The 26,494-nt window shown below is 65.3% G+C and carries 24 protein-coding genes; 12 read left to right on the top strand and 12 right to left on the bottom strand.

Annotated features, from left to right (window positions below; genetic code table 11):
- The first annotated feature begins 84 nt into the window (after positions 1-84).
- The 4 genes from BN1119_RS13785 to BN1119_RS13770 all read left to right on the top strand — a co-directional run bounded on the left by BN1119_RS13785 (position 85) and on the right by BN1119_RS13770 (position 4,537).
- The gene (locus tag BN1119_RS13785) at positions 85-1,212 is read left to right on the top strand and encodes an S-(hydroxymethyl)glutathione dehydrogenase/class III alcohol dehydrogenase (protein ID WP_041998992.1); all 1,128 of its coding nucleotides are present in this window, start codon (positions 85-87) and stop codon (positions 1,210-1,212) included.
- 68 nt (positions 1,213-1,280) lie between these two features.
- The gene (gene fghA, locus BN1119_RS13780) at positions 1,281-2,129 is read left to right on the top strand and encodes an S-formylglutathione hydrolase (RefSeq protein WP_041998990.1); all 849 of its coding nucleotides are present in this window, start codon (positions 1,281-1,283) and stop codon (positions 2,127-2,129) included.
- Between the two features lie 466 nt (positions 2,130-2,595).
- A complete protein-coding gene (locus BN1119_RS13775) occupies positions 2,596-4,029 on the top strand; it encodes an L-lactate permease (RefSeq protein ID WP_041998987.1) in 1,434 nt (477 codons plus the stop codon).
- Between the two features lies 1 nt (position 4,030).
- On the top strand, positions 4,031-4,537 hold the full coding sequence (locus tag BN1119_RS13770) for a DinB family protein (RefSeq protein WP_041998984.1): 507 nt from the start codon (positions 4,031-4,033) through the stop codon (positions 4,535-4,537).
- A 121-nt stretch (positions 4,538-4,658) separates the two neighbouring features.
- Here the strand turns inward: BN1119_RS13770 and BN1119_RS13765 are convergent, their stop codons facing one another.
- The 8 genes from BN1119_RS13765 to ilvG form a co-directional block, all read right to left on the bottom strand.
- Entirely contained in the window at positions 4,659-5,384 is a 726-nt protein-coding gene (locus BN1119_RS13765) for a head GIN domain-containing protein (protein ID WP_041998982.1), read from the bottom strand.
- A 184-nt stretch (positions 5,385-5,568) separates the two neighbouring features.
- Positions 5,569-6,315, bottom strand: a complete 747-nt coding sequence (locus BN1119_RS13760; protein ID WP_041998979.1) for an SDR family oxidoreductase — start codon at positions 6,313-6,315, stop codon at positions 5,569-5,571.
- Positions 6,316-6,484: 169 nt separating this feature from the next.
- A complete protein-coding gene (ompA, locus tag BN1119_RS13755; RefSeq protein WP_041999273.1) occupies positions 6,485-7,615 on the bottom strand; it encodes a porin OmpA in 1,131 nt (376 codons plus the stop codon).
- A gap of 214 nt (positions 7,616-7,829) precedes the next feature.
- Entirely contained in the window at positions 7,830-9,350 is a 1,521-nt protein-coding gene (ilvA, locus tag BN1119_RS13750) for a threonine ammonia-lyase, biosynthetic (protein ID WP_041998976.1), read from the bottom strand.
- Between the two features lie 104 nt (positions 9,351-9,454).
- Positions 9,455-11,296, bottom strand: a complete 1,842-nt coding sequence (ilvD, locus tag BN1119_RS13745) for a dihydroxy-acid dehydratase (RefSeq protein ID WP_041998974.1) — start codon at positions 11,294-11,296, stop codon at positions 9,455-9,457.
- A gap of 146 nt (positions 11,297-11,442) precedes the next feature.
- Entirely contained in the window at positions 11,443-12,375 is a 933-nt protein-coding gene (locus BN1119_RS13740) for a branched-chain amino acid transaminase (RefSeq protein WP_041998971.1), read from the bottom strand.
- Between the two features lie 12 nt (positions 12,376-12,387).
- Positions 12,388-12,651 (bottom strand): acetolactate synthase 2 small subunit, encoded by a 264-nt coding sequence (ilvM, locus tag BN1119_RS13735; RefSeq protein WP_041998968.1) that lies wholly within the window; start codon positions 12,649-12,651, stop codon positions 12,388-12,390.
- Positions 12,648-14,309: an acetolactate synthase 2 catalytic subunit gene (gene ilvG, locus BN1119_RS13730; protein WP_041998966.1), complete on the bottom strand. Its 1,662-nt coding sequence runs from the start codon at positions 14,307-14,309 to the stop codon at positions 12,648-12,650. Before ilvG ends, ilvM begins: the two co-directional genes overlap by 4 nt.
- A 385-nt stretch (positions 14,310-14,694) precedes the next feature.
- On the opposite strand from ilvG, the gene BN1119_RS13725 reads away from it, so the two are divergent.
- The 3 genes from BN1119_RS13725 to BN1119_RS13715 all read left to right on the top strand — a co-directional run bounded on the left by BN1119_RS13725 (position 14,695) and on the right by BN1119_RS13715 (position 18,186).
- Positions 14,695-16,209: a YifB family Mg chelatase-like AAA ATPase gene (locus tag BN1119_RS13725; protein WP_041998964.1), complete on the top strand. Its 1,515-nt coding sequence runs from the start codon at positions 14,695-14,697 to the stop codon at positions 16,207-16,209.
- A 120-nt stretch (positions 16,210-16,329) separates the two neighbouring features.
- Positions 16,330-17,229: an acyltransferase gene (locus tag BN1119_RS13720; protein WP_041998961.1), complete on the top strand. Its 900-nt coding sequence runs from the start codon at positions 16,330-16,332 to the stop codon at positions 17,227-17,229.
- Between the two features lie 9 nt (positions 17,230-17,238).
- Entirely contained in the window at positions 17,239-18,186 is a 948-nt protein-coding gene (locus tag BN1119_RS13715; protein ID WP_041998958.1) for an acyltransferase, read from the top strand.
- Here BN1119_RS13715 and BN1119_RS13710 read toward each other — a convergent pair.
- A complete protein-coding gene (locus tag BN1119_RS13710; protein WP_041998955.1) occupies positions 18,129-18,623 on the bottom strand; it encodes a 2-thiouracil desulfurase family protein in 495 nt (164 codons plus the stop codon). The genes BN1119_RS13715 and BN1119_RS13710 overlap by 58 nt on opposite strands.
- Before the next feature lie 66 nt (positions 18,624-18,689).
- Positions 18,690-19,340, bottom strand: coding sequence for an NUDIX hydrolase (locus BN1119_RS13705; RefSeq protein ID WP_041998953.1), 651 nt, complete (start codon positions 19,338-19,340; stop codon positions 18,690-18,692).
- A 74-nt stretch (positions 19,341-19,414) separates the two neighbouring features.
- Here BN1119_RS13705 and BN1119_RS13700 point away from each other — a divergent pair, with 74 nt between their 5' ends.
- The 5 genes from BN1119_RS13700 (at position 19,415) to phnE (ending at position 24,609) form a co-directional block, all read left to right on the top strand.
- Positions 19,415-20,041: an isochorismatase family protein gene (locus BN1119_RS13700; RefSeq protein WP_041998951.1), complete on the top strand. Its 627-nt coding sequence runs from the start codon at positions 19,415-19,417 to the stop codon at positions 20,039-20,041.
- A gap of 101 nt (positions 20,042-20,142) precedes the next feature.
- Positions 20,143-21,321, top strand: coding sequence for a nicotinate phosphoribosyltransferase (gene pncB / locus BN1119_RS13695; protein WP_041998947.1), 1,179 nt, complete (start codon positions 20,143-20,145; stop codon positions 21,319-21,321).
- A gap of 125 nt (positions 21,322-21,446) precedes the next feature.
- Positions 21,447-22,292: a putative selenate ABC transporter substrate-binding protein gene (locus tag BN1119_RS13690; RefSeq protein WP_041998944.1), complete on the top strand. Its 846-nt coding sequence runs from the start codon at positions 21,447-21,449 to the stop codon at positions 22,290-22,292.
- Positions 22,289-23,068: a phosphonate ABC transporter ATP-binding protein gene (locus tag BN1119_RS13685; protein ID WP_041998941.1), complete on the top strand. Its 780-nt coding sequence runs from the start codon at positions 22,289-22,291 to the stop codon at positions 23,066-23,068. The genes BN1119_RS13690 and BN1119_RS13685 overlap by 4 nt, the downstream gene beginning before the upstream one ends.
- Positions 23,062-24,609 carry a phosphonate ABC transporter, permease protein PhnE gene (gene phnE, locus BN1119_RS13680; protein ID WP_052448065.1) on the top strand — a complete coding sequence of 516 codons (1,548 nt, stop codon included), beginning with the start codon at positions 23,062-23,064 and terminating at the stop codon, positions 24,607-24,609. Before BN1119_RS13685 ends, phnE begins: the two co-directional genes overlap by 7 nt.
- Positions 24,610-24,701: 92 nt before the next feature.
- Here phnE and BN1119_RS13675 read toward each other — a convergent pair whose 3' ends face one another.
- Together BN1119_RS13675 and BN1119_RS13670 are read right to left on the bottom strand one after the other, a co-directional pair.
- The gene (locus BN1119_RS13675) at positions 24,702-25,310 is read right to left on the bottom strand and encodes a thiol:disulfide interchange protein DsbA/DsbL (RefSeq protein ID WP_041998938.1); all 609 of its coding nucleotides are present in this window, start codon (positions 25,308-25,310) and stop codon (positions 24,702-24,704) included.
- Between the two features lie 123 nt (positions 25,311-25,433).
- Positions 25,434-26,423 (bottom strand): serine/threonine protein kinase, encoded by a 990-nt coding sequence (locus BN1119_RS13670; RefSeq protein ID WP_041999267.1) that lies wholly within the window; start codon positions 26,421-26,423, stop codon positions 25,434-25,436.
- Positions 26,424-26,494 lie beyond the last annotated feature (71 nt).

Below are 26,494 nucleotides of genomic sequence, written 5' to 3'. Positions count from 1 at the left end.
ATCACCAAATGAACGGGAAACTACACTCAAGCAGGTTCAAATTACCCTTTCATTTCCAGCAAACCATCACAAGAGGATCCTTTCATGGCACAGGTACAGAGCATCAAGTGCAAGGCCGCCATCGCCTGGGGACCGGGCCAGCCCCTCTCCATCGAAGAGGTGGAGGTCATGGCACCCCAGGCCGGCGAGGTGCGGGTGCGCATTGTCGCCACCGGCGTCTGCCACACCGATGCCTTCACCCTCTCAGGTGAAGACCCGGAAGGGGTCTTCCCCTGCATCCTGGGCCACGAGGGAGGCGGCATCGTCGAGTCCGTCGGCGAGGGCGTCACCAGCGTCAAGGTGGGCGATCACGTGATCCCGCTCTACACCCCGGAGTGCGGCGAGTGCAAGTTCTGCAAGTCCGGCAAGACCAACCTGTGCCAGAAGATCCGCACCACCCAGGGCAAGGGACTGATGCCGGACGGCACCACCCGCTTCTCGAAAGACGGCCAGCCCATCTATCACTACATGGGCACCTCCACCTTCAGCGAATACACTGTGTTGCCGGAGATCTCCATCGCCAAGGTGGACCCGGCCGCCCCGCTGGAAGAGGTCTGCCTGCTCGGCTGCGGCGTCACCACCGGCATCGGCGCCGTGATGAACACCGCCAAGGTGAAGGAGGGTGAGAGCGTCGCCATCTTCGGGCTGGGGGGCATCGGCCTCTCCGCCGTGATCGGCGCGCGCCTGGCCAAGGCCGGTCGCATCATCGCCATCGACATCAACGAGAGCAAGTTCGAGCTGGCCCGCAAGCTGGGTGCCACCGACTGCATCAACCCGAACGATTACGACAAGCCCATTCAGGAGGTGATCGTCGAGATGACCGACGGCGGCGTCGACTTCTCGTTCGAGTGCATCGGCAACGTCAAGGTGATGCGCGCGGCGCTCGAATGCTGTCACAAGGGCTGGGGCGAATCTGTCATCATAGGGGTGGCCGGTGCCGGTCAGGAGATCAGCACCCGTCCGTTCCAGCTGGTCACAGGCCGGGTCTGGCGCGGCAGCGCCTTCGGTGGGGTACGCGGTCGCAGCGAGCTGCCGAGCTATGTGCAGCGCTACATGCAGGGTGAGTTCAAGCTGGACGATTTCATCACCCACACCATGGGGCTCGAGCAGATCAACGAGGCATTCGATCTGATGCACGAAGGCAAGAGCATCCGTACCGTCATCCACTACTGAGTCAGGCAGGGCGGGCAGCTCCCGCCCTCTCTCTTTCATCCCAGGCGCCCATGGCGCAGGAGGATCCGATGTCGTTAGATATCATCGCCAGCAACAAGAGCTTCGACGGCTGGCACAAGCAATATCGCCATGAGTCGGCACTGCTCGGCTGCGAGATGCGTTTCGCCGTCTACTTGCCGCCCCAGGCGCTGACCGGCCAGAAGGTGCCCGTGCTCTACTGGCTGTCGGGCCTCACCTGCACCGACGAGAACTTCATGCAAAAGGCCGGTGCCCAACGCATCGCCGCCGAACTGGGCATCGCCCTGGTGGCGCCGGACACCAGCCCCAGAGGTGAGCAGGTGCCGGATGATGCCGCCTATGACCTCGGCAAGGGCGCGGGTTTTTACGTCAACGCCACCCAGTCACCCTGGCGGGCGCACTACCAGATGTATGACTATGTCACCCGGGAGCTGCCCGACCTTATCGAGACTCACTTCCCCATCTCGAGTCGCCGCGCCATCAGCGGTCACTCCATGGGCGGTCACGGGGCCCTCATCGCCGCCCTGCGCGAACCCGGCCGCTACCGCTCTGTGTCGGCCTTCAGCCCCATCAGCCACCCGAGCCGCAGCCCCTGGGGCCAGAAGGCGCTGGGCGCCTATCTCGGCAACAATCCCCTGCTGTGGCAGGAGTGGGACACCTGCCAGCTGCTGCGCCACCACGACTGCCAGCCCTTGCCGACCCGGGTCGACGTCGGTCTGGACGACCCCTTCCTCGCCGAACAGCTCGGCATAGAGACGCTGGCGGAGATCGCCGAAGCCAAGGGCTGGCCCCTGGCGCTCCATCGTCACGCCGGCTACGACCACAGCTATTTCTTCGTGGCGAGCTTCATCGAGGCGCACCTGCGCTTTCACGCCGAGCACCTGCTCGAGCTCCCCTGACAGCCCCCCATACCGAGGCACCGAGGGCAGCCCAGCTGCCCTCCCTTCCCGGATCGCCCACCGCCCCTTGCCCGAGTCACGCTCGATTGACGGCTGATCCCCCCTCTCCTGCGCCACATGGCCCACTTTCCCCCTATCTGCCCCGGCCTCCCGCCCCCTTTTCTCGCCACCCTCGCAGATATTTTTCCTGACATTAAATGTTGCCAGCCCGTACCGGCGCAGCAGATATGGTTCGCCCCTCCCCCAGCCGCGCCCCCTACGGCATCGCCGCCAGAACCCCAAGCTGGGCGCCGACGGATGACGCCAGTGGAGCCGATTCACCAGCACTAACTTTCACTAATTCGATTAAAAACAAATATTTATGCTAACCAAGTACAGATTGGATCGCCTTGAATCTCATCTGCCACCATGCTAGAAAATCGCCAAGACTCTTTCGCCACCCTTACCCCCATTGCGAGATCCCATCATGATTGCCCTCATTCAACTCTCACCCATACTGCTGGTGATCTCCCTCATCATGGGGCTGAAACGTCCCCCGGTGCAGGCGGCCCTGATGGGCTCCCTGCTGGCCCTGGCCCTCTGGTTCGGCGGCCTGGCGGATCCCTTCCTCCCCGCCACCCTGGTGCGGGTGCTGCAAGACAGCATTGTGCTCTTCCTGAGCACGGCCTGCGTGATAGCCCCTGGCCTGCTGTTCGTCATCTATCTGGAGCGCATCCGGGCCAATCAGGCCCTGGAGGGCTGGGTGAGCGGACTCGGCTGGCGGGGAGCCGCCCTCGCGGTCTTCGTCGTGCTGGGGCTGGCTCCCCTGCTCGAGTCCATGACCGGCTTCGGGGTGTCACTCATCGCCACGGTTCCCCTGCTGCTGGCCCTGCTGGATCGCCAGGTGGCGCTGCGCATCGCCCTCACCGGCATGTGCATCATGCCCTGGGGTACCCTGGGGCTGGCCACCGTCATAGGGGCGGCCCTGGCGGGCCTGCCCGCAGAGACGCTCGGCGCCTGGGCCGCCTGGACCAGCGCCCCTGTCTTCATGCTGGCCATCAGTCTGGCCCTCTGGCTGATGGGGCAGAGGCACCCCCTGGTCTATCTGGCAGGCTGCGCCATGGCCGGGCTCTTCATCCTGTTGCTGCACTTCATCAGCCGCACGGCGGGACCCGAGATTGCGGGAGTCGGCGCCGGTGGTGCCATCCTGCTGGCCGGACTGGCCTGGGCACGCTTCAAGGAGCAGGCCCGGCTCCAGTTCCCCCGCCAGGCCTGGCCCTACCTCGCCCTGCTGGCGGCCATCTTGCTGCTCAAGGGGCTCAACGCCCTGTTTGGCATCGCCGATCTCCTGGTTGTCCAGGGCAACCAGGTGAGCTGGAAGCCCCTCGCCTCCCCCGGTCTGGCACTGCTCTGCGTCAGCCTGCTGCTGATCGCCCGTGAGGGGAGCCAGCAGCTGGGGCAGGCCTGGTTCAATCGGGCCAAGCGCCCCCTGCTCACCATCCTCTTCTTCCTCTTCATGTCCCAGCTGCTGGTCAAGGCCGGCTTCCTGACCAGCATCAACCAGGGCCTGAGCGAGCTCAGCGCCAGCCTGCTGAGCCCTCTGATCGCCCTGTTCGGCGCCCTGTCTGGCTACATCACGGGCTCCAACGTCGGCGGCAACGCCATCGTCATGCCCTCCATCGCCCACCTGCCCCTCGCACCGTCGCTGCTGCCCATCATGGCGGCCGTCCAGAACAGTGCCGCCGGTCATGCCGCCCTGGGCTCCCTGCCCATGGTCGCCCTGCTGATCGGCCTGGCCAAGGGGAGCCATGAGGAGGAGCAGAGCCTGATCCGCTTCGCCTTCTGGCTGGTACTCGCCAATACCCTGCTGGTGGCGGCGGTCGGTACCCTGCTGGCCAGCGCCATCACCACCGGAGGCTGACATGCCCATCTTCACCACACTGCTGGCCATGCCTGATCGATTCGAGCAGCTGCTCGACCAGCTGCCTGACGATTACCTGAACTGGGAGCCGGCCAACTGGGCCGGCATCCCCTCCGAGCGCTTCAGTGCCCTGGGCCACCTCTGTCACCTGCTGGACATAGAGACGCAAGGCTATCAGGTGCGCTTCTTGCGCACCCTGGAGGAGACGCTGCCCGAGCTGGCGTCCCTCGATGGCTACCAGCTGGCCCAGGACAATGACTATCCCCATCAGGACCCCGCCGTGCAGCTGGCCCGCTTTCGCGCCGCCCGCACTCACACTGTCACCTGGCTCCAGGGGCTGCCCTCCTCGGCCTGGGGGCGACGGGCCCATTATGGCAACTATGGGGAGGTCACCCTGGATGGCCTGGCGCGCCTGCTGGTCAGTCACGACCACCAGCATCTCGCCGGCATGCAGTGGTTGCTGATGCGGCTCAACGCCGACAAGGCGCTGCACCTTCCCCTCGCCTGAGCCACCCAGCAGACAGGGGTGGGGGACTATGCTGGCAGGGCTCGCCCTCCCCCGATGGGCAGGCACGACAAAAGAAACGGGCCCCTCGGGGCCCGTGTCGTCTCTGCAACATGGCGCGAGGTCAGCCCCCCTGGCGCACCAGTTGTCCCGACCCCGCGATCTCGCTCTCTATCTCGGGATCCCCCCAGTAGTCGATGTTGCCGGAGCCCGCTATGGTGGCCGTCAGCCTCTGCGCCGCGCGCACCGCCACATCGCCGCTGCCGGCGATCTTGATCTCGACCTCCCTGGCCTGCAGCTCCCCGGCGGCTATGCCCCCCGAGCCTGCGATGTTGAAGGTGAGGCTGTCGGCATGACCCTGCCCCAGGGCAAGATCCCCCGAGCCGGCGATGTTGCCCTCCAGACTCCTGACCTCCAGCCGATCGGTGCGTATGCCCCCCGACCCCGCCAATGAGAGGGTCAGCTCATCCCCCTCGAAGGCGCCCACCTCGGCCCGGCTGCTCCCCGCCAGGGCCAGCTCGCGCAGGCTGGGCAGAGTGATTATGACCTTGAGTCCCTCGTCGGTGCTGAGCCGGTATCCCTCCTTGACCTCTATCTCCAGCTTGCGGCCACTCTCGCTGAAGGTCAGGTAGGGCAGGAGATTCTCCTGACCCTCCACCCGGATCCCGCGTTCAGATCCGTGCACCAGCCTGATATCCGCCGGCACCACGGCCAATATCCTGTCGACCCTGTCCCCGAGGGGCAACTGCGCCACGACGGTCGCTCCCTGACCCCAAATCACCTCATCGTCCTGCCAGCTGCACCCCGCCAACCCCAATGCCAGCACCATGACCATCATCATCTGTTTCATCTCGCTCATCCTTGTTGCGGGCAGCCCCCATGGGCTTCCCCCTTGACGCTGGATCAATGGCAATCCCTGTGCCAAAACGTAATGGCATGATTCATATAAAAAAAACTCTTCATCCACCCAGAGTCTGCGGCAGAAAAAGAGTCATTTAGACCACAAGTTGGTCAGTTTTACCAAGGGGGCTGCCTCAGCGGCCCCCCGCCAGATCGATGAAGGCACCGGTGACATAGGAGGCCTCGTCGCTGAGCAGCCAGCGGATGGCGGCGGCGACCTCGACCGGCTCACCACCGCGTCCCAGGGGGAGCTGGGGGGCGAGGCGGGCCACCCTGTCTGGCTCGCCGCCATCCCCGTGCATCCGGGTGTGGATAAAGCCGGGGCGCACCCCATTGACCCGGATCCCCTCCCCCGCCACCTCCAGGGCCAGGCCCCGGGTCAGGGTGTCGATGGCCCCCTTGCTGGCGGCATAATCCACGTATTCATGGGGCGACCCCAGCCGGGCCGCCGCCGAGGAGACATTGACGATGGCCCCGCCCCGGCCGCCATGACGGCGGGACATGCGTCTGACCGCCTCCCGGCAGCAGAGCAGCTGGCTGGTGACATTGGTGGTCAGCAGGCGGTTGATGCGGGCGGCGTCGAGATCTTCGACCCGGCACTGGGGCAGCAGGATACCCGCATTGTTGACCAGGGCGTCGAGGGGGCCGAGACGCGCATCCAGGGTCTCAAACAGCCGCACCACAGCCGCCTCGTCCGCCACATCGGCCTGCACCGTGATCACTTCGGCCCCCTGCGCCCTCAAGGTTTCGGCCAGGACCTCGGCGCTGGCCGCTTCCCGCAGATAGTTGAGGCAGAGCCGATACCCCTGCTGCGCCAGCAACCGGGCGGTGGCGGCCCCTATGCCGCGACTCGCCCCCGTGATCAGTGCTACCTTGCCCATGCTGGACTCCTTGTCGTCAACTCATTGATCCTGCTTGCCATACTGCCATGGCGCATCGCCATTGTCCCAAGGCAGACCCAGGCCTGCGCCCTGCTGCGGGTGTTTCGACTCGCCGGCGACAGGCAAAGGCCCGGGCGAGTCAGCGTCACCTGCGGGGTTGGGGCCGGCGTTATGGCTGAGATGGCTCCCCCACCCCCTCCAGCTGGATATCGACCCGCCGATCCGGGGCCAGACAGGGGATCAGTTCCCGCTTGCTGCCGCCGTTGCAGCGGTTGCCGGTGACCGGCTCCTGCTCGCCACGCCCCGTCACCTCCACCTTGTCCGCCGGCCAGCCTCGGGCGATCAGCCCATCGGCCACGGCCCGGGCTCGCCGCTCCGACAGGCGCTGGTTGTAATCATCGGCCCCCAGCCGGTCCGTGTGCCCCACCACGGTCGCCACCCCATCCCTGGGATTGGCCGCCACTATCTGCTGGAACAGGGTGTCCAGCGCCTGATTGGCCTCCGCTCTGAGGTGCGCCTCGTTGAAGGCGAACAGCAGATCCGAGCTCAGGGAGAATCGCTGGCGGATGATGACGGTGGCGGGGGGCACGGGGGCGGGCGCCGGGCTGATCTCGGCCTGCACGTCCTCCCCCTGGCCGAAACGGTAGACGATGGCGAGGGCGAGCAGGCCGTTGTCCAGCTCTATGCCGGACTCGTCCAGAGAGCTGTTGCCGAGGGGGGTGGTGTATTGATACTCGAGGCGCAGGGCCCAGCTGGGGTTGAGGGCATATTCGCCGCCGAGGGCGCCGACAAAGGCCGCACCATGGTACTTGTTGCCATTGGCCGAGTCGCGAAACTGGCTGCTGTCCACTGTGATCTCTGCGCTCACGTCGCTCTCGGTCCAGCCATAGGCGCCGCCGAGACGGCCATAGAGATCCAGGCTGGGAGTGACGGGGTAACCGATACGCATGCTGGCCTGGACGAGCTGGGCCCTGGCCTCGCCGGTCAGGCCGGCGCTGAGGCCATCTTGGCGCTGGCGACCGCTGAGGCGATAACTGCCCAGATGGTCGTAGCCAAGCTCGAAGCCGAGGTTGGGGTTGAGCTGATAGCCGACGAACAGACCCAGACCGAGGGCGTCCTCCTGTTCATCGGCGCCTACCAGCTCGAACGCCCGCGCTATCCCGGGCTCGAAATCGGCCCCGAAATAGTGGGACCAGCCCGCCTTGCCCCCCAGATACCAGCTGTTGTCCAGGCCCTGGGCCTGGGCCAGCCCGCTCATACCGGTGGCGCCCATCAGGAGCGCCAGCAGGGATCTTGTCATGTGCATGCCTCTTCCTTGAGTCTGTGATGGCGAACCTCGGCCCATGGTGCCCGCTCGCAGGGAGCCGCGCAGGGCCGGGCACTCCAGCCTATCCCATCCTGGCTCGGTCTCAAACGATCCGGTGGGTCAGAGTGTGAGCCCGTCGGCACACGCCGGGCTCTCCCCCATGAGAGAGGGGGGCCAGCGCCCCCCTCTTCACTCAGCCAATCCCTGTTCAGTTCGCCAGGAACAGGCGATAGGCGGGATCCTCGCTCACCTCCTTCCAGTCATACCCCAGTTCGTAGAGGTAGTCGTGGAAGGCAGCCACGTCCTCGTCCGGCAGCTCGAAGGCGCACAGCACCCGGCCATAGTCGGCGCCGTGGTTGCGGTAGTGGAACAGGCTGATGTTCCAGCGGCAACCCAGGGTCTCGAGAAAGCGCATCAAGGCCCCCGGCTGCTCCGGAAACTTGAAGCTGTAGAGGCGTTCACCGAGGGGCCGGGCCGGGCGGCCGCCAATCATGTAGCGCACGTGATTCTTGGCCAGCTCGCTCTCTGTCATGTTGACCACGGGGTAGCCGTTGCCGCCGAGCTGATCGATGATCTGGCCCAGCTCCTCGTCACCGCCGGTGAGGCGCACCGAGACGAACAGGGAGGCCTGGGCCGCATCCGCGTAGCGGTAGTTGAACTCGGTCACCATGCGGGGCCCAAGCTGGCGGCAAAAATCGAGGAAGGCCCCCTTGCGCTCGGGGATGGTCACCGCCAGCATGCCCTCGCGTTTCTCGCCTATTTCGCAGCGCTCGGAGACATAACGCAGGCTGTGGAAGTTGACGTTGGCGCCGGAAAGGATGGCCGCCATCCGCCCGCCCTTGACCTGCTCTCGCTCGCTGTAGGCCTTGAGACCGGCCAGGGACAAGGCCCCCGACGGCTCGGCGATGGCGCGGCAGTCGTCGAAGATGTCTTTGAGCGCCGCGCAGATCTGGTCGTTGGAGACGGTCACCACCTCGTCCAGATACTGGTTGCACAGGCGGAAGGTCTCCTCGCCGATGCGCCTGACCGCCACCCCGTCCGCAAACAGGGAGACTCTATCCAGATTGACCGGCTCGCCCGCCTCCATGGCGGCCTTGAGGCAGGCGGAGCCCTCGGCTTCCACCCCGATCACCTTCACATCCGGCAGCAGCTGCTTGATGTAGACCGCCACCCCGGCGGCCAGGCCGCCGCCGCCTACGGGCACGAAGACGTGGGTCAGGTGGGTGTCCTGCTCCAGCAGCTCCTTGCCTATGGTGCCCTGGCCCGCGATCACCTCGACGTCGTCGAACGGCGGGATCAGGGTGTAGCCCTCGGTTTCTGCCAGGCGGCGACTCTCGCCGTAGGCCTCGTCGAAACTGTTGCCAAACAGCAGCACGTTGCCACCCAGGCGGCGCACCGCATCGATCTTGATGTCCGGCGTGGTCTTGGGCATCACTATGATGGCCTTGATGCCGAGCTTGGCCGCCGACAGGGCAACCCCCTGGGCATGGTTGCCGGCCGAGGCCGCCACCACGCCGTGGGATTTCTGCTCGGCGCTCAGGGTGGCGATCTTGTGATAGGCCCCCCGCAGCTTGAAGGAGTGCACCGGCTGCAGGTCTTCCCGCTTGAGGGAGACCTGGTTGCCGAGCCGCTCGGAGAGTTTTTTCAGGGTTTGCAGCGGTGTCACCCGCGCCGCCTCATAGACGGGAGAGAGCAACACCTTGCGTAGATAATCAGCCGCAGAGACCATGGCTTACTCCTCCGGCTTGCTGAGGTCGCACCACACCAACCCCTTGTCGGCACAGACAGAGGCGAGCGGCACTTTGCATGAATGATCTGTCGTCGCGTTCATCATCACTCCTCCAGCTTGGTTAAATCGCGCACCGCGCCCTTGTCGGCGCTGGTGGCCAGCATGGCGTAGGCACGCAGGGCGTAGGAGACCTGACGCTGACGATTGAGCGGCTTCCAGCCACGGGCCGAGGCGGCGGCGCGGCGAGCGGCCAGCACGCTGTCGGCTACTTCCAGCACCATGCTGCGGGCCGGGATGTCGATGTTGATCATGTCCCCATCCTCCACCAGTCCTATGGTGCCGCCAGAGGCCGCCTCCGGGGAGACGTGGCCAATGGAGAGGCCCGAGGTGCCGCCGGAGAAGCGACCGTCCGTGATGAGGGCGCAGGCCTTGCCCAATCCCATCGACTTGAGATAGGTGGTGGGATAGAGCATCTCCTGCATGCCGGGGCCCCCTTTCGGCCCTTCGTAGCGGATCACCACGACTTCACCCGCTTTCACTGTGCCGTCCAGGATGCCGGCGACCGCCGTGTCCTGGCTCTCGAATACCCGGGCCGGGCCACGGAAGGTGAGGTTCTCGTCATCCACCCCGGCGGTCTTGACGATGGCACCATCGAGGGCCAGGTTGCCGGAGAGCACGGCCAGGCCCCCCTCCAGGCTGTAGGCGTTGTCCAGGGAGCGGATGCAGCCTTCGGCCCGGTCCAGATCCAGCTCGGGCCAGCGGCAGCTCTGGCTGAAGGCCTTGGTGGTGCGAATACCGGCCGGACCGGCGCGGTAGAAGTCGTGCACCGCCTTGTCGTCGCAGCGGCTGACATCGTACTGCGCCAGCAGCTCGACCAGGGTGGTGCCGAGCACGTTGCGGGCATCCCCGTGCACCAGGCCCGCTTTTTCCAGCTGGCCCAGGATGGCGACCACGCCGCCGGCGCGGTGCACGTCTTCCATATGGTACTTCTGGGTGGACGGAGCCACCTTGCACAGCTGGGGCACCTTGCGGGACATGCGGTCGATGTCGGCCATGGTGAAGTCCACCCCGGCCTCCTGGGCCGCCGCCAGCAGGTGCAGCACGGTGTTGGTGGAGCCGCCCATGGCGATGTCCAGGGCCATGGCGTTCTCGAACGCCGCCTTGGTGGCGATGTTGCGCGGCAGGGCGCTCTCGTCATCCTGCTGGTAGTAACGGTTGGCCAGGGCAACGATGCGCTGACCGGCCAGCTTGAACAGCTGCTCCCGATCGGCGTGGGTCGCCAGCATGGAGCCGTTGCCCGGCTGGGAGAGACCCAGGGCCTCGGTCAGGCAGTTCATGGAGTTGGCGGTGAACATGCCGGAGCAGGAGCCGCAGGTGGGGCAGGCGCTGCGCTCTATCTGATCGCTCTGGGCGTCCGAGACTTTGGGGTCGGCCCCCTGGATCATGGCGTCCACCAGATCCAGCTTGATGATCTGATCGGAGAGCTTGGTCTTGCCCGCCTCCATGGGGCCGCCGGAGACGAAGATCACCGGTATGTTGATGCGCAGGGCGGCCATCAGCATCCCCGGAGTGATCTTGTCGCAGTTGGAGATGCAGACCATGGCATCGGCGCAGTGGGCGTTGACCATGTACTCCACCGAGTCGGCGATGAGTTCCCGGGACGGCAGGGAATAGAGCATGCCGCCGTGGCCCATGGCGATGCCGTCATCCACCGCTATGGTGTTGAACTCCTTGGCGACGCCGCCGGCGGCCTCGATCTCCCGGGCCACCAGCTGGCCGAGATCCTTGAGGTGAACGTGACCGGGCACGAACTGGGTGAAGGAGTTGACCACGGCAATGATGGGCTTGCCGAAATCCTGATCTGTCATGCCGGTGGCACGCCAGAGGGCCCGGGCCCCGGCCATGTTACGTCCGTGGGTGGTGGTGGCGGATCTCAACTTCGGCATTGTCTCTACTCCCTGAATGCCCCTGGGGCGCATTGTCTTTCAACATGAATGTGTGATTCGCGGATCGGGAATCGATCCTGGTGAAGGCACCACGGGGAGCCCTCACCGGAAGCGACTCGGGGAGGCGTGACGCCTCCCCTCTCTCATCAGTCGTTGACTGGGGTCAGCCAGCCCCACTTGTCCTCGGTCTTGCCGTTGAACAGGCCGAAGAAGGCGTTCTGCAGCTGCTCGGTCACGGGGCCCCGGCTGCCTGCGCCCACCTTCATCCGGTCCACCGAGCGCACCGGAGTCACCTCGGCGGCCGTACCGGTCATGAAGATCTCGTCCGCGACGTACAGAGCCTCACGGGGCAGCGCCTGCTCGCGCACCTCGTAACCGAGATCGCGGGCGAGGGTCATGCTGGTGTCGCGGGTGATGCCGGGCAGGATGGCGGCGGTGGCGGGCGGGGTGAACAGCACGCCGTTCTTCACCAGGAAGAGGTTCTCCCCCGCCCCTTCGCTCAGGTAGCCGTTCACATCCAGCGCCAGCCCCTCGGCGAAGCCGTTACGCTTGGCCTCGCGACTGATGAGCTGGGAAGAGAGGTAGTTGCCGCCCGCCTTGGCGCCTGTGGGTATGGTGTTGGGGGCGAGCCGGCTCCAGGAGGTGACGCAGACATCCACCCCGTTTTTCAGCCCCTCTTCGCCGAGATAGGCGCCCCAGGGCAGGGCCGCAACGATCAGATCCGCCTTGGCATCCAGCGGCGGGTGCAGCCCCAGCCCCACGTTGCCGACAAAGGCCAGCGGGCGCAGATAGCCGCTCTTGAGGCCGTTCTCGCGCACCACGGCGCGGCAGGCATCGTTGACCTCGGCCTCGCTGTAGGGCACGTCCATCCAGTAGATCCTGGCGGAATCGAACAGGCGGCGGGTGTGCTCCTGCAGGCGGAAGATGCAGGTCCCCCTGGGGGTGTCGTAGGCGCGCACCCCCTCGAACACCGAGGAGCCGTAGTGCAGGGCGTGGCTCATGACGTGCACCTGGGCATCCTGCCAGGGCACCAGTTTGCCGTTGAACCAGATGTATTGCGGATGTGAAGGCTGTGACATTGGCTTTGCTCCTTAAGCGCTGATCCGGGGTTGCTGTTCCAGTGCATCGACCCGGGAGACATCCACCAGCTTGACCAGCTGGCTCCACAACTGCTGGATGGGACGCACCGACTCGACAGTAACCGTGATCCGCAGCTGTTGGCAATCCTGCTCCATATGCAGGGCATTGAGAGCGAAGCCGCGGTGGCGCACCACCCGCAACACCCGCTCCATCACTTCGGGTCTGGACTGGGCGTGGATCCGCAGGGTGTGCTGATGCTGACTGTGCTGGTTCATGGGCGTTGCTCCATCATCTTGTGGTTGGCGACTCCCGGCGGAACCAGGGGCCAGACATTTTCTTCCTCTGAAATGGCCACATGCAGCAGGTAGGCACCTTCGCTCGCCAGCAGGCGGTCGAGTGCGCCGGCTATCTGCTCCTTGCATGTGATGGTCTCGCCCGGGATGCCGAAGGCGGCAGCCAGGGCGACGAAATCCGGGTTGTCGGACAGGATGGTCTCGCTGTAGCGGCCGTCGAAGAACAGCTCCTGCCACTGGCGCACCATGCCGAGGCGCTGGTTGTCCAGCAGCACCATCTTCACCTTGAGCCGGGCGCGGCGTATGGTGCCGAGCTCCTGCACGTTCATCATGAAGGAGCCGTCACCGCTCACCAGCACCACCTCGTCATCCGGGCGCGACATCTTGGCGCCGATGGCGGCGGGCAGGCCAAAGCCCATGGTGCCGAGGCCGGCGCTGGAGAGGTGATTGCGCGGGCTGGTGAAGCGCATGTGCTGGGCCACCCACATCTGATGCTGACCCACGTCGCAGGCCACCACGCCGGTCTCCGGCAACTTGGCAGAGAGCTGCCTGAGCAGGGCCGGGGCATAGATGGCCTGACCCGGGTGGTCGTAGCGAAACGCATATTCCCGGGCCATGGCGGCGCAGTGGGCGCGCCAGGGGTCGATGGTCAGCGCCATGGCCAGGGCGGGCAGCACCTGCTTGAGATCCTGGGTGATACCCACGTCGGCGGCGCGGCGCTTGCCGAACTCGGCGGCGTCCACGTCCAGGTGGATCACCTTCGCCTCGGGGGCAAACTCCTCCAGCTTGCCGGTCACCCTGTCATCGAAACGGGCGCCCACCACCAGCAGCAGATCGCACTGCTGCACAGCCAGGTTGGCGGCCTTGGTGCCGTGCATGCCGAGCATGCCCAGATAGACGGGGCTGTCGGGATCCAGCGCCCCTATCCCCTTGAGGGTGGTGACCGCCGGCATGCCGGTGGCGGCGGCAAAGTCGCGCAGCGGCTCTTCCGCATTGGCCATGCCCACCCCGCCCCCGACGTAGAGCACGGGGCGATCGGCACCGGCCAGCAGGGTACGGGCCTTTCCTATCTCATGTGAGCCAAGCTCGGCCGGATTGAGCGGCTCTGGCTCCTCCACCGCACACAGCGGGCTCTGGGTCGGCACGGCGGCGAGCTGCACATCCTTGGGCAGGTCGATGAGTACCGGGCCGGGACGCCCCTCGCTGGCGATGGCGAAGGCTTCGGCAATCACCTGCGGCAAATCCGCCACATCCGTCACCATGAAGGAGTGCTTGGTGCAAGAGAGGGACATGCCGAGCACGTCCACTTCCTGAAACGCATCCGTGCCCACGGCGGCGCAAGGCACCTGACCACTGATGGCCACCAGAGGCACGGAATCGAGCAGCGCCTCCGCCAGGCCGGTCACCAGGTTGGTGGCCCCCGGGCCCGAGGTGGCGATGCAGACCCCCACCTGGCCTGAGGCCCGGGCATAACCCACCGCCGCCATGGCGGCCCCCTGTTCGTGACGGCAGAGCTGATGGGCCAGACCACCGTCATACAGGGCGTCGTAGACCGGCATGATGGCCCCACCCGGGTAACCAAACACCTGGGTCACACCCTGTTTCTTGAGAGCCTGTACCAAAAACTGCGCGCCGTTCATGTCAACAATCCTGTTCCCTGGTCGAAAAAAAACCCCCGGGCCGTGAGGCTCGGGGGTCGTCTTGTTTCGTTCTGTCCGGTGGTGGGTCTATCCCTTGTTCCGTGCAGCCAAACGAGCCCCGAGCGGTGTGATAATAATCACCACTAGGACCACAATAATGCTGACGAAACGGGAGGCCATGTTCATAGTTACAACCGGAAATCCTGTGAAATTGAGGCGGTTTGCACCGCGAATGGCTATTAGAACTAGCATGATGGTTTTTATCAGGCAAGCATTTATTACATTACAAGCCACTAATTTTAACTATGTCAGCCGAATAGGGCTGGCATAAAAAACTGACAAATTGCAGTTAGTCAGAACATAACTCAACTCAAGGATGGGGTTTATGTCATTAGCTGTGGTTTATAGCCGTGCCAGCCTGGGGATCCAGGCACCGCAAGTCACGGTGGAGGTACACCTCTCCAACGGCCTGCCCGCCTTCAACATGGTGGGCCTGCCGGAAACCTCGGTGAAGGAGTCGCGGGACAGGGTGCGCAGCGCCCTGCTCAACGGCAACTTCGAGTTCCCCTCCAAGCGCATCACCGTCAATCTCGCTCCCGCCGATCTGCCCAAGGAGGGAGGGCGTTTCGATCTGGCCATCGCCATCGGCATTCTCGCCGCATCCAAGCAGATACCGGCAACATACCTGCTGGATCATGAATTTTTGGGCGAGCTGGCCCTGACCGGCGAGATCCGCCCCATCCAGGGCGTGCTGCCCGCGGTGCTCGCCTGCCGCGATGTCGGCCGCACCCTGCTGGTGCCCAGTGCCAACGGCGCCGAAGCCGCCCTCATCCAGGATGCCGAAGTGCGCTGTGCCCACCAGCTGCTGGCGGTGACCGCCTGGCTGGCGGGCCAGTACGAGCTGCCCCTGCCCCTCTCCCAGCCGGATAGCGAGGAACGTCTGGTGGCCGATCTGCAGGATGTGATCGGCCAGTCCCAGGCCAAGCGGGCGCTGGAGATCGCCGCCGCCGGCAGCCACAACCTGCTGTTCATCGGCCCGCCCGGCACCGGCAAGAGCATGCTGGCCAGTCGCCTGCCCGGCATCTTGCCACCGCTGAGCGAACAGGAGGCGCAGCAGACCGCCGCCATCCACTCCATCGGCGGCCTCACTCCCCGCGCCGGTCACTGGCATCACAGGCCCTATCGCACGCCCCACCACAGCGCCTCTGCGGTGGCTCTGGTGGGCGGCGGCAGCCATCCGAGACCAGGGGAGATCTCCTTGGCCCACAACGGCGTGCTGTTTCTCGACGAGTTGCCTGAATTCGAACGCAAGGTGCTCGACGCCTTGCGCGAGCCGCTGGAGACAGGCCACATCACCATCAGCCGGGCAGCCCGCCAGGTGGATTTCCCCGCCCGCTTCCAGCTCATCGGCGCCATGAATCCCAGCCCCTGCGGCCATTTCGGCGACGGCATGAGCCGGGCCAGCCCGGATCAGATACTGCGTTATCTTGGCAGGCTCTCCGGCCCCTTCCTCGACCGATTCGACCTGACGGTGGAGGTGCCGCTGCTGCCCAAGGGCAGCCTGACCGGCAAGGCGCAGCGGGGGGAGTCGAGCGCTCAGATCCGCGAACGGGTCCTGGCCGCCCGTGAACGCATGCTGAGCCGCAATGGCAAGCTCAACAACCTGCTCGATAGCCGAGAAATCGAGGAGGTTTGCAGATTATCGCCGCAGGATGCCGAGTTTCTCGAGACGGCAATCCAGCGGCTAGGTCTCAGCATCCGGGCCTGGCACCGCATCCTGCGGGTGTCCCGTACCCTGGCCGATCTGGCGGGCAAGGCGGACATAGAAAAGGGGCACCTGGTCGAGGCCCTGGGCTATCGCGCCATGGACAGGCTCCTCAGCCGGTTGCGCAGCGGTTGAACCCGTCGTGGTGCCAACCCAAGGCTCGCTCCCCCTTGGTCTTGGCCCGACTCGGCTGCTAACATGGACACACATCTGACCACTTAATCACACCCTAGTCGGCAAGACGGACGCGACCCCATGCAAAACAAGCTGATAGAGCGACTGCGCGGCAGCCTCTCGACCCTGCTCTATTTCATCAATACCCTGTTCTGGTTCATCCCCGTGCTGTTGCTGGCCCTGCTCAAGCTGATGGTGCCGCTCACCCCCTGGCGCAGGGGATGCACCGCCTTGCTCGATGGCTGCGCCGGTCACTGGATCCGGTTCAACAACCTGGTTCAGCAGAGCCTCAGCCAAACCCGATTCGAGGTAACAGGGCTGGACAAGGCCAGCCTGCAGCAATGGTATATGGTGATCGCCAACCACCAGTCCTGGGTCGACATCCTGGTGCTGCAGAGGGTGTTCAATGGGCAGATCCCCTTCCTGAAATTTTTCCTGAAAAAAGAGCTGATCTGGGTGCCCTTTCTCGGACTGGCCTGGTGGGCGCTGGACTTCCCCTTCATGCGGCGATATTCGAGAAAATTGCTGGAAAAAAAGCCACATCTGAGAGGAAAAGACATAGAAACAACCCGGCAGGCCTGTGCCAAGTTCCGCCACATTCCGGTGAGTGTGATGAACTTCGTCGAGGGCACCCGCTTCACCGCCCACAAGCATGACAAACAGGGTGCCCCCTATCGCCACCTCCTGCACCCCAGGGCCGGCGGCATCGCCTTCACCCTGGCGGCCATGGGCGGCAAGTTGCACCAGCTGGTCGACGTGACCATAGGCTATCCGGGGGGGATACCGAGTTTCTGGGACTTCATGTGCGGGCGGGTTGAGACCATTCGGGTCAGGGTACGCTTCCTGCCCATAGAGCCTCATCTGGTGGGGGACTACTTCAATAACCCCGAGTTCCAGCAGGGGTTTCAGCAGTGGCTGAACGGGATCTGGCGCGAGAAGGATCAGACCCTGACCCAGCTGCTGGCGGACAAGACGCGGTAAACGACGCCCATGCTAAGCCTGCTCCCCGGCCCCCTGGTGCTGCTCATCAGCGCGGGCCTGACCATCCTTTTCACCGCCTTGTGCGCCAGCCTGATCCTGCTGGTCTCCCTGGCCAAACTGCTGCTGCCCATCCCGGCCTTCGGCCGCGCCTGCAGCCGCCTTAACAACCGCTTCATGAGGCTGTGGCTGGGTTGCAACGCCCTGGTTATCCGCCTCACCACCCGCATCGACTGGCAGCTCGAGGATGAGACCCGGCTGCGCAAGGATGGCTGGTATCTCATCATCAGCAACCACATGAGCTGGGCCGACATAGTGGTGCTGGGACACCTGTTTCGCGACCGATTGCCGGTGCCCAAGTTCTTCATGAAGTACGAGCTCATCTACATACCGCTGCTGGGGCTCGCCTGCTGGGGGCTCGACATGCCCTTCATGCGCCGTTACTCACGGGAATTCTTGCTGAAGAACCCGCACCTGCGCGGCAAGGATATCGAGACCACCCGCAATGCCTGCGAGCAGTTTCGCCACATCCCCACCACCGTCATCAACTTCGTGGAGGGGACCCGCTTCACCGAGGCGAAGCGCGACGCTTCCCGCTCGCGCTTTCGCCACCTGATGCCCCCCAAGGCGGCAGGTCTGGCCTTCACGCTGGCAGCCATGGGCGATCAGTTCGACGGCCTGATCAACGTCACCATCAACTATCCCGACAACCAGGAGACGCCGTTCAAGGATGTTCTGATGGGGCGCATGAAGCGCATTCAGGTGCGCATCGAGGAGTGGCCGGTGGATGAGGCACTGGTGGGGGACTACTTCAACGACAAGCAGTTCAAGCGCGGTTTTCAGGCATGGCTGAACCAGCGCTGGCAGGAGAAGGACGACGTGCTGGAAGAGTGGCAGCGAGCTCAGGAGCCCGCTGCGGTGGCCGCCAAAGCGAGCGCCGATGCCAGCTCGGGCAACTGATCCTCGCTGAACACCTGAATGTCGTGACGGCGCAGCAGAGCCGTGGTCTTGCCCTCCCCTACCATGGAGACGCCCTCGAAGCGGCCGTTGTAGATGCGGCCGCTGCCGCAGGAGGGACTCCCTTCCTTGAGCAGGGCGAAGCGGATCCCCTCGCGCCGGCAGAGCGCCAGGGCCAGCTCGGCGCCATGGTCGAACTCCGGGGTGACATCGAGCCCTGTCACTGTGATCACCCTCTCCCCCTGCCGCTCGGCGGGCGGGCGCGGCGTGGGCAGGCCCCCTGCCACCTCGGGGCAGAAGGCCAGCGCCCGCCCCTCGGCTCCCAGCGCCACCAACCAGTCGCTGACGATCCCCTTGCTCTGGCCGTCATAGCGCACCGGTTGTCCCAGCAGGCAGGCGCTGACCAGCACCCTGGCCTGAGTGGGTCTTGCTTCCTTCATGATTCGACCTCCAGTCGGTTGATGGCGCCCCATGGCCCCGGCACCTTTCTCCATCACGGTGCGGCCTCAGGCCTCGGCGCCATGCATCAGCTGATCGAACAGGATGCAGGGCGGGGCATCGAGCCGGTAGAGGCTGGCAGGCCTCTGCTTGCCGGTGCGCTTGCGGCCCGTGTCGGCCAGGATATTGGCGCGATGGATCCGCTTGCGAAAGGCCGCCGTGTTCATGGGCGTCTGCAAGATGATCTCGTAGGCCCGTTGCAGTTCGGACAGGGTGAACTCGGCGCCGAGCAGCTGCACCGGCAGCGTGCTGTAGCGGCTCTTTATCTTGAGCCGCTCCAGCCCTTTGCCGATGAGGCGAGCATGGTCGAAGGCCAGGCTCAGGCCCTCCAGGGCGGTGAGGGGATGCCACCGGCCCCGGCTCGGCACCGTATCGGGCCCCACCAGGCACAGATAGACCAGAGTGGTGGACCAGCCGCGAGGATCCCGCTCCTGATCCCCCAGGGTGCAGACCTGCTCGCTGTAGCAGACCCCCAGCCCCCACTCCGCCAGCAACCGCTGCAGGGCATCGTCCAGATCCCGGTCACGACCTTCATCGATGCGTCGGGCCGGCAGTTGCCAGCAACGAGCAAAGGGCTGGCGTTGGCGCGGCTCGAGGAGCAGCTCGAGCCGCTCCTCGTTCAAACGCAGCACCACCATGTCCAGACTCATGCTTGGCATCTCGATCGTCTCGCTCGCCTTCCATTAATGTTTGGTAGATAATATCACATAGATAATATGTGCAGGAGTCAATCATGGGAATCATCGCCAGCCTGGATATAGACGCGCAGAAGGGATTCACCCCCCTCTGCCCGCAGGAGCTGCCCGTGCCCGGCGGGGATGAGATAGTCGCCGCCCTCAATGCCCAGGCCGCTCTGGCCAGCGTGCGAGTCGGCAGCAAGGATGCCCACTCGGCGAACGCTATCTGGACCACAAGCCCGCCCTTCACTCCCCTGCCCCATGCCAATGCGGACCTGAGCTGGCCCAGCCACTGCGTGCCCGGCACCCCGGGCTTCGAGCTGCTCGACGGCCTGCCCGCCCCCATCGATTACGACTTCTTCGTCTGGAAGGGGATAGAGCCAGACCTGCACCCTTATGGCGCCTGCTACCACGATCTGGCCGGGCGACGCAGCACCGGCCTCATCGAGTTTCTCCGCAGCCGCGGCGTCACCACTGTACTGGCCGGCGGCCTGGCCACCGACTACTGCGTCAAGACCAGCGTGCTGCAACTGCGTCAGGCCGGTTTTCGGGTCATAGTGCATCTGGCCGCCTGCCGCGGCATAGCCCCGGATACGGTGGCCAGTGCTCACACCCAGATGATCGAAGCCGGGGCCGAGCTGGCCCAGACCCTGATCGATGTACAACGCCTGCTGGATGCCTGATATGCCGCCCATTCTCAGCCACCAACCCGACGCCGGCGCCCGCACCTTACCTATGCAGCAGGAGCGTATCATGACGCTCACCAGTCTGCGGGGAGCCTGATATGCCGCCGATTCTCACCAGCCTGCTCGACACCGACGCCTACAAGCTGCATATGCAGCAGGCCGTCTATCACCGCTATCCCGATGCCGAGGTGGTGGCCGAGTTTCACAGCCGCAACGAGGAAGATCTGCTGCCCATGATGGGCCAGATCGAGGAACAGCTGCGCCTGGCCGGCTCTCTGCGTCTGAGCAGGGCGGAGGCCGACTTCCTGGCCGAGCGTCCCTTCTTTGGCACCGACTATCTCGATCACCTGCGCCGCAAACCGCTGGACGCCTCCCTGCTCAAGGTGTTCGAGCAGGATGGTCGCATCAATGTCCGGGTCGAGGGGCCCTGGCAGGACGTGATCCTGTGGGAGATCCCCGTGCTCGCCACCATCAGCGAGATGCGCAACCGCTTCCGCTATCCCCAGTTCGGGGTGACCCAGGCGCTGGCGCGGCTAGACCAGAAGATAGACAAACTGGAGCGGGATCTGAGCCCGGCGGAGATGGACGAGTTCCACCTCATCGACTTCGGGACCCGCCGCCGCTTCTCCCACGCCGTCCAGGATGCCGTGGTGGGTCGTCTCAAGCAGCGCCTGCCCTGTTTTCGCGGCACCAGCAACTATCAGCTGGCCCAGAAGTACCAGCTGCCCGCGGTCGGCACTCAAGCCCACGAATGGTTCCAGGCCCACCAGCAGCTCGGCTTCCCCCTGGCCCTGAGCCAGCGCGCCGCCCTCACCAGCTGGCTGGACGAGTTCAGCAGCCACCTCGGCATCGCCCTGACCGACTGCATCACCATGGATGCCTTCCTCCATGACTTCGACTTCGATCTGGCCAGCCGCTACCAGGGCCTGCGCCACGACTCCGGCGATCCCGTGGTGTGGGGGGAGAAGGCCATCAGCCACTATCAGCGGCTCGGCATCGACCCCACCGGCAAGACGCTGGTCTTCTCCGACGGCCTCAACCTCAACAAGGCGGTGGCGCTGTTTCGCCACTTCCGCGGCCGCATCAACACCAGCTTCGGCATCGGCACCCAGCTCACCTGCGACCTGCCCGGGGTGACTCCCATGAACATCGTGTTCAAACTGATGGAGTGCAACGGTGGCCCGGTCGCCAAGATCTCCGACAGTCCGGGCAAGACACTGTGCCGGGATGCCGAGTTCGTGCGCCATCTCAAACGGGCCTTCCACCTGTCCCGCTGAGCACGGAGCGCCCCCACGATGGGCCGCACTGGCGTACGCGCCCCGGGATGAATACCATATGTCGATACCAGGCCCGCCCCGGCGCGGGCCTTTTTGCTACCCGCCCCCCATGAAAGGAAAACCCTATGCTGAAGAAATGGATGCTTCCCCTCACCGCCCTCTTTGTCAGCCTGAGTTCCAGCGCCGCAGAGCCGCTGCGGGTCTCCGCCATTCCCGATGAGGCGCCCACCGAGCTGCAACGCAAGTTTGCTCCCCTGGGGGACTACCTGGCCGAGCAGACCGGGCGCGATGTGGTGTTCGTCCCGGTCAACGACTACGCCGCCGTGGTCGAGGCCCTGGCCGCCGGCAAGATAGACATGGCATGGCTGGGTGGCTTCACCTATGTCCAGGCCCATCGCCGCGCCGACAAGGTGGTGCCCCTGGTGCAGCGGGCGGAAGATGCCCAGTTCACCTCCAAGTTCATCGCCAACGCCGACAGCGGCATCGAGACCCTCGCCGATCTGAAGGGCAAGGACTTCGCGTTCGGCTCCCCCTCCTCCACCTCGGGTCACCTGATGCCGCGCCACTTCCTGGCCGAGCAGGGCATCAAGCCCGAGCAGGATTTCGCCCACGTCGCCTTCTCCGGCGCCCATGACGCCACCGTCGCCTGGGTCGCCTCCGGCAAGGTGCCCGCCGGTGCCCTCAACGCGTCGGTCTGGGACAAGCTGCTGGAAGAGGGCAAGGTCGATACCAGCAAGGTGAAGGTGATCTGGACCACGCCGACCTATTTTGACTACAACTGGACGGTGCGCGGCGACCTGGACCCGGCGCTGCAAGCCAGGCTCAAGCAGGCCTTCCTGGCTCTGGACCCCAGCGTCCCGGCCCAGGCCGAGATCCTCAAGCTGCAACGGGCCAGTCGCTTCATCGAGACCCAGCCCGAGAACTATCAGGGCATCGAAGCCGCCGCCGTCCAGGCTGGTTTGCTGAAGTGATTGCCGTCGACCTGCACCAGGCCAGCCTGCGGTTCGGTGAGCTGCCCGTGCTGGCAGAGATCAGTCTGCAGGTCCGCGCCGGTGAGCGGGTCGCCGTGATAGGGCCGAGCGGGGCGGGCAAGACCAGCCTGCTGCGCCTGCTCGCCACCGAACTCAGGGCCGACAGTCCGGGGTCCCTGCGGCTGTGGCAGCAGGATCCCTGGCTGCTCTCGAGCCGGCAGCGGCAGCGACTGCGCAGCCGCATCGGCATGATCTGGCAGGCGCCGCCCCTGCCGGATTCCCAGCGCGTCATCACGGCCGTGCTGGCGGGTCGGCTCGGCCAGTGGTCCCTGCCCAAGGCCCTGCTCTCCCTGCTGCACCCCCGGGATCCTGCGGGAGCCCGCGCCGAACTGGCACGATTGTCCCTGGCCGACAAACTGTACCAGCCCTGCGGTACCCTCTCCGGTGGCCAGCGCCAGCGGGTCGGCATCGCCCGTGTGCTCTATCAGGACCCGGATCTGATGCTGGCCGATGAACCAGTCTCGGCCCTGGATCCCGTGCTGGCCGAGGCCAGCATACTCACCCTGCAGCAGCAAGCGGCCGCACGCGGCAGTACGCTGATCACCAATCTTCATGCGGTGGATCTGGCTCTGCGCCACTTCCCGCGCATCATAGGCCTGCGTCAGGGCCGCATCCTGTTCGACTGCGCCGCCGAGGCGGTCACCTCCGCCATGCTCGCCGAGCTCTATGGCAACGAGTCACCCGGCAGCCTCCCAGAGCAGATGCCGCCGTGCTAGCGCTCCCCCTCGCTCTGCGCCACCCCTGGCCCTGGCTCTTGCTGCTGGCACTCTACGGTCTCTGGCAGGATGCCGCCAGCTGGCGCGCCCTGCTCGACCCCGCCAGCTGGCGGCAGATGGGCAACTTCGTTGCCCATAGCTGGCCACCGCGCCTGGATCAGGACTTTCTCGCCCTGACCCTGAGAGCCAGTCTGGAGAGCCTGGCGGTCGCCACCCTGGGATTATTCGGGGCTCTGCTGCTCGGGGTGCCCTTCGCCCTGCTGGGCTCCCGCGCCCTCTCCCTGTCGCGGATCGGCGCCCTGCCTGCTCCGCTGCGCAACGGCCTGCGCGCCCTGTGTCGACTGGTCGCCATCCTGCTGCGCAGCCTGCCCGAGCTCATCTGGGCGCTGCTGTTCGTGCGCCTGTCCGGGCTCGGCCCCATGGCCGCCATCCTGGCCATCTCGGTCAGCTACGGCGGCATGCTGGCCAAGGTCTACAACGAGATCATGGAGAGCGGGGCCCTGCAACCGGCCCGGGCCCTGCTGCTCGGCGGGGCCGGCCGGCTGCAGGCCCTCTGTTACGGCGTGCTGCCCGCGGTGCGCCAGGAGCTGCTCTCCTATACGGTCTACCGCTGGGAATGCGCCCTGCGCGCCTCCGTCATCATGGGCTTCGTCGGCGCCGGCGGCCTGGGTCAGCAGCTCGAACTCTCCCTGCGCATGTTTGCCGGTGGCGAGGTGGCGACCCTGCTGCTGGCCTTCGTGGTCCTGGTGGTGCTGGCCGATGGCCTGAGCGCCTGGCTGCGCCGCAGCCGCGCCCCGGGCCTGCTGCTCTGCGCCCTGTTGCTGCTCGCCAGCCTGGGGGCCTTCACCCTGCTCGACTGGCGCAGCCTGAGCCTCTCCCTCGGTGGCATGGGGCGCTTCCTGGCGGAATTCCTGCAGCCTGACTGGTCTGCCCCCTTCCTCAAGCTGGTGGCCGCGGGCCTGGTCGATACCCTGCAGATGGCGCTGCTGAGCACCCTGCTCAGCGCCCTGCTGGCCATGCCGCTGGCGGTGCTGGCCCGCCAGATCTGGCCCCTGCGTCTGCTGTTCAACCTGCTGCGCTCCGTGCCGGAGCTGATTTTTGCCAGCCTGCTGGTGATCGCCGTGGGATTGGGCCCGGTCGCCGGTGTGCTGGCGCTGACCCTGCACACCACGGGCGTCTTGGCCCGCCTCTTTGTCGAGACCCTGGAGAATGCGGACCATGCGCCGCGCCGCGCCCTGCAACTGGCAGGAGCAGGACGCCTGGCCAGCTTCTGGTATGGCCTGCTCCCCATGGTGTGGCAACAGTGGCTGGCCTATGGCCTCTATCGCGGCGAGATGAACCTGCGCGCCGCCACCATTCTCGGGGTGGTCGGCGCCGGTGGTCTGGGGCAGCAACTCTATGTGTCCCTCAGCCTGTTTCGTTACGATCAGGCCGCCACGCTGATCCTCGCCATCCTGCTGCTGGTCTGGCTGGCGGAGGAGCTCAGCCGCCGCACCCGGCTGCCCAGCGTCTCGCGCCCGCAACGGGACTGTCAGGTCTGAGCGCTGGCACTGTCCCTCTCGAACCAGCCTGTTCGAGACCATAAAAAAACGCCCGCCGGTTTGCACCGGCGGGCGTTTTGTCAGGGCGTCTATCAGTCTTTCTTGGCGAGCAGGAACTTCACTAGCTGATTGAACTGCTCCTGGGAGGTGATGGATTCAATCTTCACCATGTACTTGCCGTTGACCAGGAAGGCCGGGACGCCGCGCACATTGTAGGTCTCTGTGTTGCGGTCAAACTGGGCGACCATGCCGGAGACGGCGAAGCTGTCCACGGCACCGGTGAACTCTTCGGCCGGTACACCGTTGTCGGCGAAGATTTTCTCCACATCGTTGCGGCTCTGGGGGACCTGACGCTTGCCGTGGATGGCATCAAAGATGGCTGGGGTCAGCTTGTCTTCAGCCTTAAGCAGGTTGGCAACCGCATAGGCGCGCTGCAGCTCCGGGCCCATCTCGCGACCCAGGAAGGCGACCGGGTTCTTCTTCAGGGTCACCCCTTCCGGCAGGCTCTTCTGCAGATCATCAACGATCGGCTCGAATTTGTAGCAGTGAGGGCAGAAGTAGGAGAAGAACTCCATGACCTCGGGCTGGGCACTGCCGGTCTGTTTGACTACGTCATAGTTGACGCCTTCCTTGAACTCAGGGGCGGCGTGGACCATGGGCATCATCAGCATGGCAGCAAGAAAGCACAGTATTTTTTTCATGATGTTTCCTGTTAAGGGGAAGCAGTGAGGCACGCCCGGAGAACCGAAGCAGTCCAAGCCTATTGTGTCCCCCTGTCGGCGTCAATGGCAAAGGCGGGCGCGTTCAGGCCCGCGGGACGGACGTCACCAGCCCGGCATCAGTGCCAGAGGCGGGGCGTGCAGGGCCGCCAGCTGATCATGGAGACTGGCGATCTGGCTGCGCCAGTAATGTTCGGTGTTGAACCAGGGGAAGTGGCGGGGGAAGGCGGGATCTTCCCAGCGCCTGGCCAGCCAGCCCATGTAGTGCACCATGCGCATGGCGCGCAGCGGTTCGATGAGCGCCAGTTCGCGGTGGTCGAACGTCATGAACTCCTCGTAGCCCGCCAGCAGGGTGTCGAGCTGGATCAGCTGCTCGCTGCGCTCCCCCGAGAGCAGCATCCAGAGATCCTGGATGGCGGGACCGGTGCGACTGTCATCCAGATCCACGAACAGGGGGCCGTCGCGCCAGAGGATGTTGCCCGGATGGCAGTCCCCGTGCAGGGCTATCTGGGCCACGTCGAGGCGCAGGGCGTCGGTGACGTGCTTGGTCAGCTCATCGAGCAGGCCGAAGAACTCCCGGGCCAGGCCGCTCGGCAGCCACTCCCCTGCCGCCAGCAGCGCCCGGGGCTCGTGGAGCATGCTCTCCACGTCGAGCCGGACCCTGTGCTGGAACGGACGGGCGGCCCCGATGCGATGGATGCGGCCGAGATAGCGCCCCACCCACTCCAGCTGATCCAGATTGTCGACCTCGAACTGACGTCCCCCCACGCTGTGCCAGATGGCGAAGGGGTAACCCTGATGCTCGAGCAGGGTCTCGCCGGCGAAGGCGATGGGCGCCGCCACCGGGATCTCCGCCTCGCTGAGGGCGGCGGCGAAGCCGTGCTCCTCCAGGATCTGGGCCCGGCTCCAGCGGCCAGGTCGATAGAATTTCACCACATAGCGGCGGCGATCCTCGTCTTGAAACTGATAGACCCGGTTCTCGTAGCTGTTGAGCTCGATGAGGCCGGAGTCGATACGCAGGCCGCTGAGATCCAGCGCATCCAGGATGAGATCGGGATTGAGGTCGGAATAGTTGAAACGCATGAAATCCACCATGAACAAGGGGCGCCGATGCGCCCCATTCTATCACTCCCCCGGCAAATGATTGGCGAAACTGGCCCGCCATC

This window comes from Aeromonas bivalvium, from assembly GCF_000819765.1.
In the GTDB taxonomy this organism is placed as follows: Bacteria; Pseudomonadota; Gammaproteobacteria; order Enterobacterales; family Aeromonadaceae; genus Aeromonas; species Aeromonas bivalvium.
Note: the sequence above shows the minus strand (reverse complement) of the source record. Positions and strands in the feature narration are given on the sequence as shown.